The organism is uncultured Tateyamaria sp. (assembly GCF_947504105.1).
Classification (GTDB): Bacteria; Pseudomonadota; Alphaproteobacteria; order Rhodobacterales; family Rhodobacteraceae; genus Tateyamaria.
This window is the reverse complement of the sequence record NZ_CANNGP010000082.1, coordinates 1-7,934: the sequence shown is the minus strand read 5'-3', so window position 1 is coordinate 7,934 and position 7,934 is coordinate 1. Positions and strand designations below refer to the sequence as shown.

Annotated in this window: 9 protein-coding genes; 4 read left to right on the top strand and 5 right to left on the bottom strand. The window is 53.6% G+C overall.

The features are described from left to right. From Q1A75_RS22885 to Q1A75_RS22875, 3 genes are all read left to right on the top strand, one after another. On the top strand, window positions 1-387 hold a 387-nt coding region (locus Q1A75_RS22885; RefSeq protein ID WP_299593202.1), incomplete at its 5' end, for a hypothetical protein. Further along, window positions 384-749 carry a hypothetical protein gene (locus tag Q1A75_RS22880; protein ID WP_299593205.1) on the top strand — a complete coding sequence of 122 codons (366 nt, stop codon included), beginning with the start codon at window positions 384-386 and terminating at the stop codon, window positions 747-749. The genes Q1A75_RS22885 and Q1A75_RS22880, both read left to right, overlap by 4 nt. Before the next feature lie 198 nt (window positions 750-947). Next, on the top strand, window positions 948-1,397 hold the full coding sequence (locus Q1A75_RS22875; protein WP_299593208.1) for a hypothetical protein: 450 nt from the start codon (window positions 948-950) through the stop codon (window positions 1,395-1,397). Here the strand turns inward: Q1A75_RS22875 and Q1A75_RS22870 are convergent. The 5 genes from Q1A75_RS22870 to Q1A75_RS22850 all read right to left on the bottom strand — a co-directional run bounded on the left by Q1A75_RS22870 (window position 1,394) and on the right by Q1A75_RS22850 (window position 6,239). Next, complete coding sequence (locus Q1A75_RS22870; protein WP_299593227.1) at window positions 1,394-1,888, bottom strand: lysophospholipid acyltransferase family protein; 495 nt, start codon at window positions 1,886-1,888, stop codon at window positions 1,394-1,396. The genes Q1A75_RS22875 and Q1A75_RS22870 overlap by 4 nt on opposite strands. A 5-nt stretch (window positions 1,889-1,893) precedes the next feature. Then, window positions 1,894-3,009 carry a protelomerase family protein gene (locus Q1A75_RS22865; protein WP_299593211.1) on the bottom strand — a complete coding sequence of 372 codons (1,116 nt, stop codon included), beginning with the start codon at window positions 3,007-3,009 and terminating at the stop codon, window positions 1,894-1,896. Window positions 3,010-3,094: 85 nt separating this feature from the next. After that, on the bottom strand, window positions 3,095-3,463 hold the full coding sequence (locus tag Q1A75_RS22860) for a hypothetical protein (RefSeq protein WP_299593214.1): 369 nt from the start codon (window positions 3,461-3,463) through the stop codon (window positions 3,095-3,097). Window positions 3,464-3,468: 5 nt separating this feature from the next. Then, a complete protein-coding gene (locus Q1A75_RS22855) occupies window positions 3,469-5,739 on the bottom strand; it encodes a DNA topoisomerase (protein ID WP_299593217.1) in 2,271 nt (756 codons plus the stop codon). Between the two features lie 11 nt (window positions 5,740-5,750). Further along, complete coding sequence (locus tag Q1A75_RS22850; protein WP_299593220.1) at window positions 5,751-6,239, bottom strand: single-stranded DNA-binding protein; 489 nt, start codon at window positions 6,237-6,239, stop codon at window positions 5,751-5,753. A gap of 97 nt (window positions 6,240-6,336) precedes the next feature. On the opposite strand from Q1A75_RS22850, the gene lnt reads away from it, so the two are divergent. Further along, entirely contained in the window at window positions 6,337-7,674 is a 1,338-nt protein-coding gene (gene lnt / locus Q1A75_RS22845; RefSeq protein WP_299593224.1) for an apolipoprotein N-acyltransferase, read from the top strand. Window positions 7,675-7,934 lie beyond the last annotated feature (260 nt).

Below are 7,934 nucleotides of genomic sequence, written 5' to 3'. Positions count from 1 at the left end.
TCCTGCGGATGGACCGGAACCGTCAATGACGCCCAAATCGCTCACCAACAAAACCCAGTACACGAAAGAAACAGGAAGATCGCTGCTGAATGCCGCAGACTGGGCATCCAGCACGCCGTACGCACGCGGGTCGATCTCATGGAGATACCGGCCATAGCAAACCTAGGAGCGGACAGCTGCGGCCAGCCTCTCGCTTATGAGAACACCTACAACTGTGAGGATTGCGATGTGAGCTGGACCGATCATTGGTCTTGCGGGGTCGACACTCCCTGCCCGTGCTGCGGCCAGGACACCGCCCCAGAGGACATGCAGCTCCGCATTAGCACGTTGCTGACCCCACTCTTTGAAATGCTCCCTGAAATCGCAGCGGAAGAGGCCCTGACATGACCCAGACGACCATACACGCCCTCTACGTCCTGAACGACGGCCGCTTGGTAACCTCGTTTCACCACACACCAGAGGAGCGAACCAATGCGATCTCAGAACACGTAGCGACGCTGGCACAAGCATTGGGTCGAAATGGTGATGACTTCGCCAACAGAATCGATCTCGAAGAGCTGTACGAGCAGCAGACGGGTAAGCAACTTGAACTTCTGACTGAGGACATAACGCTCTCGGTAGCCCATCCAGCGGTGATGCAGGTCAAAGCACTGATCGGGCGCGCCCTACTAAGCTTGGAAGATGCAAGCAAAACCAAGCTCACAGCCTCCGAATATCTAGCACAAGCGAGTGCCCTGCTTAAAAACTGACAGCTTCAAATCGCCCAGGATCAAAATGCAACCCAAACAAAATTTGGAACATGCAATCACCAGCAGAAACCAGCCTAGTGTAACAACCACTACTATACATTGTGGCGCTCAATCGTCAGGAAGATACAACTATCTGTGAGCGCCACACACTCGCTGACTGTACTTCTTTGGAAGCCCAAATCTATTGAAGCAGGTATAATGTCCCGAATACTCTCGTTTCCCCGCCCCCTTACGCGAAGTCAACAACACGACATCGCATTCGACAAGCTTGTCAGCACCAACCTTTGGGCTGACATCACACGAAAGAAGGAGGTGCTCCGGTCATTTGGAAATCCAACAGCAACCGTCAAAGACGGACGGGAGGATTTTACGGCACCTGGGAACTATGTGGCTCTAATGTTCTCTGGCACAGGGCCATTAGAGGGATATTCTTTCAGCTTCGCCATCAAAGCCGACGCCGCTCCCGAAATCAAAGCTGAAATCCACGCATTTCACATTAAATCCAAAGCCTTACTGACCAAGGAAGTCGGGCGCTGCAAAATTCAGATGTACAACAGTGACTGGCTCAGCGCGGTCTACAATGAAGCCTTGGACCTAATCGCACCAGAAGCAAAACCTGATCGGTCAACAAAGACACTTGGTGCTTAGATCACTAGTTCAATTCTTGGCCATAACTTGTTTCCAGAGTGTGAAAACAAAATTGAATTATCTGCACCGGATATTGAGGCGCGGACAATTCTACATTTAGTCTTTTCACTCAACCAAACATATCCTCTTTGATCTTCACCCGGCGTAATTTTTCCAGTTGGGAAAATCATAACTGATCTTCCCAAGATCAGAGACTTGGATAATCCGCGAATTGCGAAAACCTTATTCGCTGAAAGCGGAACAACCCGCCCCAATCCACACCACTGCAAAAAGCCCAAAACTCGACTAGTGAAAATGTTCTTCACGGCATGTTTAGGGGTAACTGCATAATCCATACTGACAGGTGCGGCCAAGGCAAAGACAATGCCATCCAAAAGACTCTGGTGATTTGAAACAACGATACACGGCTGCGATTTGAGTACATCAGCGTTGTCAGTGTAGGTCACATTCACACGCAGAAGTCTCAAGATAAGCCGCCGCCAGAAGTTCATCGTCTTCAACCCATATCCTTGCTGTCGATCACAGCGTCGCCATCGTCATCCTCAATGACGATGGCATCGCCTACACGCTTGGCCGCACGCTCTTCAGCTGCTTTCTTCTTCACAGCATCTAGGAGACGCTGAACCTCGGTCCGAGCCTTCTCATGCTCCTCCTGGTCGTCACCAAGAGCGAGCACCATGTACGAAAGACTTGTCTTTAGATCATCGTCCGCATGACCCAGAATCTGCGCGAAAAACGCGCTCTTGGTACGGCGCTTGGGAGCAAATCGAGCATAGGCAAGCTCAGCATACAATGACCGCAGCCATTTGACCGATACCACATCGAGAAATTCTTTAGTTATTCCATCAACATTTGCGAGTGATCCGCGCAACTGACCGTTAAATCTGCCGCTTTCGCCTGAATTCAAATCACGATAGTCGTACTGCTTCCATCTCTGGCCTTCCTTCGACTCTTGAATCTCAGCCATAGCTTTCAAAACAAGTGGAGCCGTGTCTTGCCGCCCATTCGGAATGGTAGGAATGCGATAGGTAACACCATGCATCGTGCCTTCCGCTTCCCGAGTCTTGGCTTGGCCTGTGAAATCCAAAACGTATTTGTGCCGCACCCGCACTTTTGGACTATTTGGGTTATCTTGTAGCACTGCTGCAAACTCACCATCTCTCAAAACTTCAATGAAGCGACGTCCTGTTAAGCCCATGACGCCCAGCGCTTTCTGACGCACATCTGTGCTTTCTAACCACTCCACATAAGCGGCGACTATTTCCTCTGGATTGCTGCAAAGAACCAGATTTTCAGCCTTTTCTTTGACTGATTTAGTGTATTCCTTATTCAGCGTCTCAGTCATGCCCTCTGGAAAGGTGATAATTTTCAGCACACGCTCAAGAGAGCCGCGCCGCTCGTCCTCTTGATCCAGTCCCTCAAACCGTTCTGTGATAGCTCCTCTGAACCGCACGATGTAGAGCTTCTGAGACCCCAGCGTCTTATCGGAAAACTCCTCGCGCTTGGCATTCCAGGCGACAGTGAGACGACCCTGCCAGCCTTGCTGACCAACCATCTCCACAACCTGTTCGGTAAACTCATTGATCTTATTTGTGAGCGGATATCGCGGCATTTACCTAGCCCTTATCATTTGTGTTTAGGTAAATATAAATCATGCAGACTCACCCAGCAACAGGATTTTCAGGTAATTATGATATTTACCTGATTTTCCTGATGAATGCGTCAGGATATCCCGATCTCCGCGCCCACCGGCGCAAGACTTCAGCCGAATTGCGCTGAGTTTCGGGCATGAGCACCAGATACCAAGAGCCTAGACGCCCCAGTTGGGCCTTCAAGCCCACCTCATTGATGCGCTCGATCTGATCGTAGCCACTCTGCCTCTGGCGAAAGGCTGCAACCTGGACATAGCGCACTCCGACGCCCTGCTGCCCAAGGAACTCATCAACATCCAAGACCTTTTGCAGATGCGTTGGATCCGGCAACGTGTCCATATCAAGACCCAGCGCAGCCGCTGGGCACCCAAGAACCGCGACCAGCGCAGCTGTCATCATCAATCGGTTCATCATCGCTCTTATCCTTGCTTCTTACGGCCACTTCGCTTGGCGGCATGGGTGTCGAGCCACTTCGACAGAGAGGATTTTGAACGGAGTGTTTCGGGAGGTATCTCTATAGATTTTTCCGTCGCAATGCGTTCAGCCAGCTCAACCTGTTTCGGTGTGGGCTGGTCATCACCTCGCTCCTTCGGCATGTTTGTTTTGTTTTGGTCGATCCAGGCTGACAGCTTCTTACGATCACCACGCAGCTCGTCGGTCAGCACTATGCCCATCGCGTCAGCGATCTTCCCCGCAAACGTCAATTGGCCCTCAGTAGGGGCATTGCCTTCAGGCATTGGACCCAAAAACTCGCGACAAATCCGTGCGTCGGTGGAGGCTCCACGGGGCAGGCTGACACCATCACGTTTTGCCTTCGACTTTGCCGCTGCAAGCATCCTTGCGCTGGGCGGCTGCTTCACATCGACATCAAGAGCGCCTGCACCACCGGCTCGTTGCTTCATCGAATCCAAGAAGCGTTGAGTTTTTACCAGGATGTCATCAATGACCCTGCGCGGATCGGCCTCGCCACGAAGGATGGCGTCTAGCGCCATTTCCATTTCGGCCGTGGCTGCCGGATCAAGCCACTCAGGACATTCTCTCATCAGCTCTTTGTAAAATTCTAACGCCAAGGGCGAGGCATGTAGCCGACCCTTTGTGACACTGAAATAACCCTGCTTTATAAGACCCGCGATCACACCGTCGCGTGTGGCTGGCGTTCCAATGCCCTTCGCTTCCTTCAAGCGGCTGACCATCTCAGGCGTGCTCGCGAACCGCCAAGCATCCTTCATAGCTTTGATCAGTGAGCCTTCGGTGTAATGCGCTGGAGGCTTTGTTGTTTTGGCTTCCAAGCCAGCTTCCAGAGCCTGCGCCTGTGCTCCATCAGACCAGGTTGGAACTGGCGGCAACTCCTCACCATCCTCTTCTGATTCAACAGCATTTGCCCCAAGGACTTCACGCCAACCCGGATCCTTTTCGGACACACCAACAGCAGAGAACTTCCGCTTCTGAACAACTAGAGAAATTTCGGTGCGGTCGTAGATACGGTCTGGACCCACAGCACAGAGATAGGTGCGAGCAATGTGTTCAAAGAGCTTGCGCTCATCGGCACTCAGTCGCGTGTAAATCACGTCCCATTCCTCGGCCGTTTTGATGTTGGGAATGATTGCGTGGTGTGATGATCCTTCTAGCGCCTTGTCTGAAAAATGCCCCGACTTGCCGCGTCGAATGATAGGCTCTGGGTAGTACACAGGCGCAAATTCCAGCCCGTTCAAGGCACTGATCACTGCATCCACATTTTCGATTTCGACTTCTGGGAGAAAGGTACTTTCGGCGCGTGGATAGGTCGTGATCTTATGTGTCTCATACAAGGCCTGAGCCACATCCAACGTCTTTTTAGCCGACCACCCCCAGCGCGCTGCATAGATTTGAAGGGCAGGTAGATCATTGAGCTTGGGCGGCGACTGACGCTTCTCCTCTTTCACAACCGACAACGGCCCGTTCCATAACCGCATCTGTGAAACCAAGGCCTCAGCTTCAGCCCTGTCGTACAAGCGCGTCTCTTCTGAAGGCCGGTGCTTGAGTCTGAGGGGTTCGTTGTTGTGCTCGACCTCAAGCCACAAATCCCAATATGCACGCGGGCGAAAACTGTCGATTTCGATTTGCCGCTTACAAACGATACCCATGGTGGGTGTCCTGACCCGCCCAACCCCCATCGCACCACGCATCCCAGTTGGTTTCAGAACAACCGTTGCAGCTCTTGTTGCCGATAGATTAGCAATTTGATCAACTTGAGCGCGGGCGACCGCAGCCTGATAAAGGCGCAAATGATCAGGATTAGGACTGAGGTTTTCGAATGCCTCCTGAAGCGACTGCACATCCTCTGCATTGAACATGGCCCGCAGCACCTGACCCTTGAACTTGAGATACCGGATCAGATTCTCGCCAATCGCCTGTCCTTCACGATCACAGTCCGTTGCGATGATAACGCGATCCGCATCCGCCAACGCCGTCCGAACCTCTCGCAACAACTTGTCCTTGCCCGCAGCAGTATCCTCGGAGAAGGGATAGAAGCCGGAAGCAGGGCGAAGCAGATCGCAACTCCACTGTTGCCATTCTGGGTTAACTTCCTCGGGGGTTGCCAGTCGAATGATATGCCCCCGGAGACCAATAACACGACCAAAACGGCTCCCTACCGCAGCTTGAACATTCTTCGCCTGGGAGGGCTTCTCACACAAAACAACCGATTTCATTTGAGCGCCCCTCAGAATGGAATTTCATCGTCATAGGTGTGCTGATCGATAGGGTTTTGACCGTTGATTGGGGGACCATCAGGGACGTGCGAGCTGCTGGAAGCGTCGCCACCAGCTGGTGCGCGTCCTGTCTCACCTGACTGATCTCGGGAGTTGGCTTCACGGCTTTCCAAGGCGTGCAGCCTACCGCGCATGGGCACCAAAATACCCCGGCTATAAACTATTTCCCCATCGACTTCGCGGCGGGACTCGTTGTTCTCGCCTTCGACCAAAACCAACATCCCTTTGCGCAGGCGCTCACGGCCATGTTGGATCCGGTATTTGTCGAATGTCACGACGCTGTGGCCAGTCGCAACCTCCTGCCACTTATCGTTCTGATCACGATAACTGCGCGACGTAATGACACGAACACGCATGTACTCCTGGCCTCGCCCAGATGTGCCGAATGTCGGATCAGCTGCCAACCGCCCTATCAGTCGAGCCTCGTTAATGTTGATCATTTCCCTGATACTCCTGCATGTGGAACCTCTTGCAGAATAGACGCTGACACGACAAAACTCAATCTAAATACAATTCGTCAATTTATGGAGGAACCAGATGAACCCCTCTCAGAGGCTCGTAGCAGTTGGCTTGATCGCGATGGGTGGCGGCATGGCTGCTGGCGGAGCTGTGCATAGCCCAGAATACTGGGCTTGTGGTCCGTTGGGACTGTTTTGCGTGGCACTGGCGTACACACACGCCAAGACGCCGAAGACGGCCGCAATGGTCGGCGCAATCGGAGGGTTCTTCTACTTCGCCGCTGCCTTACCATTCTTGCTGTCGGGCTATGCCTCCATCGGCATGACCGGACTGCAACCGATAGCCGGTGTCATAGGGCTGTATATCCTTCTCTCTATGTGGTGGCCCATCGCGTTCGCCCTGGCTTTCAAATATGGACGTGGACGCTCTGCACCCTTCCTGCTCACGGCCCTGTGGGGGCTGGCTGAGTTTCTGCGCAGCTTTGTCTTTCCAGCGATCCCAATCGCGCAGCTGGCCTCGATCACCTCGCAGATTCCGGTGGTGCACCTCACCCGGCTTGTCACAGTCGAACTGCTGAGCGTTCTCTTGATCTTGATCTGTGTGACCGCTGCGTTTGACATTTCAAAGCGCCGCTGGCCTCTGCCCAGCCTCACTGTTGCCCTCGGTGCATGGGTCATGGGCCTCTGGGCCAACACACCCGTTGCGCCCCCACAGCTCCCGCATATCGCGTCGATCAATACAGCGATCCCACAAGCCCAGCGCTGGGATGAAAATGTGATGCCAACCTACATGAGCGACCTCACCAACCGAACCCAAGCGGCCTTCGATGACGGCGCGGAGCTGGTGGTGTGGCCAGAGGTTTCTGTGCCGTTCTTCCACAACGAGCTGGCTGAAGAACTTCAAGGCGCACGACCGCCCAAAGGGGCCTATCTTGGGATCGGGATTATGACCCCCATTGAGGAAGAACCAGGCCGCTTCTGGAACAGCTTTCTCATCTTGGACTCAGACCTGAACGAAGTCGCCCGATACGACAAGCGACAGCTCTTTCCCTTTGGCGAGTACATCCCCTTTGCCGAACAGCTCGAACGCTTCTTGGGATTGAGCACGATCGCTACAACACCCAATGCCATTGCACACGGCACAGGAACGCCTCAGATACGTCTCCCTGGCCTGGACGGCACGATCATCACCCAAATCTGCTATGAAGGCTCCTATGCCGTCTCTCGCGCTGACAGGAACATTGAAGGGGCTTACATCATCAACATCAGCAATGACGCTTGGTGGGAGGGCAGCTCCGGTGCCCGATTTGTTGAACAAGAAGCGCGTCTGCGAGCCATCGAGGCAGGCCTTCCCCTCGTTCGCGTTCCGAACATGCACCGATCCGCGACCTTTGACGCGAGAGGCAACCTGATGTGAGGAAAGGCAAGGCCCCGAGGATTTGCAGATCCTCGGGGCCTCAAATTTCGGCCTGGTCTCCAGGCTCAAAGAAAAGGCCGGCTAACCGCGATTGCTCTTCTCCGGTGGAAACGCAGGAACGGCATGATCTTCGCGCCATGCCCTCAGCTCCGCACTCACAAAACCTTCCAGCTCTTCGACCGGGACTGTCCGTCGTCATGGTTTTTGGGGCCAATGGCGGTCTAAACTAAGAGAGAGTTTGGCTCATCTGATTGGTTTGA